The sequence below is a fragment of the Actinomadura keratinilytica genome (assembly GCF_039539665.1).
GTDB lineage: Bacteria > Actinomycetota > Actinomycetes > Streptosporangiales > Streptosporangiaceae > Spirillospora > Spirillospora keratinilytica.
The window spans coordinates 1-841 of record NZ_BAABDO010000282.1 but is presented as its reverse complement, the minus strand read 5'-3'; the positions used below and the strand labels follow the sequence as shown (position 1 = coordinate 841).

The following is an 841-nucleotide window of genomic DNA, read 5'->3' as shown; positions in this document are numbered from 1 at the left end:
ACCAGTCGCTCGCCTTGCGATGGGATGTGCCGCATGAGCCTGCGTGACGACATCGAGTCGGTTCTCCGTGGGTGGAACGCGCTGGAGGTCAAGCGCGGAGCGTCCCCCATCATCGATTTCGACTGCCATCCGGGCGGCCCCGAACCGGAACCAGCGCCTGACCGTCTCGCCGTCTACCGGCGGCTCGCCGAGCTGCGCCGGGAGGCCACCGGCCCCTTGGCCGCTCGTCTGGACGCCGACCTGGCCTATCTCGGTGCCCTGCTGGGCGAACGTCCGGTATTGAACGACTACGTTCGGGCCACCCAGGGATGCGACGCCGCCGGGTGGCCCGACGAGTACATCGCCGAACGCTTCGAGCAGGCCCGTGCCGCTTCGGCCGACCTGGGCATCGCCTGGGGGCCTGGCACCGACCGCGAACTCCGCCGGGCCGAGGGGCCGCTGGACATCGGCGACGCCCCGGACGCCATCCGCCAGGCCGCCGACGAGCTGGAACCGGCCATCCGACAGGCGACCGGCAGCACCGCCCCCTACACGCTCGCCATCGAAACCGCCGAGGTCGACGCCTACTGGGCCTACTGGCTGGACGGCGCCGGGCGCAACGTCCGCCTGCGCCTCAACCTTTTCAACGTCGAGTTCACGCGGGTGGGCGCCCGTCAGTTCGCCCTGCACGAGGTCCTCGGCCACGGTCTGCAAAGCGCCGGTTACGCCGCCCGCGCCGCGACCGAAGACGTCCCCTGGGTTCGTCTGCTGTCGATCCATGCCCCGCATCAGGTGCTGCTGGAAGGACTCGCCCAGGCCTGGCCCCTGTTCGTCCTGCCCGACGACAAGGTCCTCATCGCCC

Annotated in this window: 1 protein-coding gene; it reads left to right on the top strand. The window is 70.7% G+C overall.

The genetic code is table 11. The features are described from left to right. Window positions 1-33 precede the first annotated feature (33 nt). Window positions 34-841: hypothetical protein (locus tag ABD879_RS32715; RefSeq protein WP_345025672.1), on the top strand; the 808-nt coding region annotated here is incomplete at its 3' end.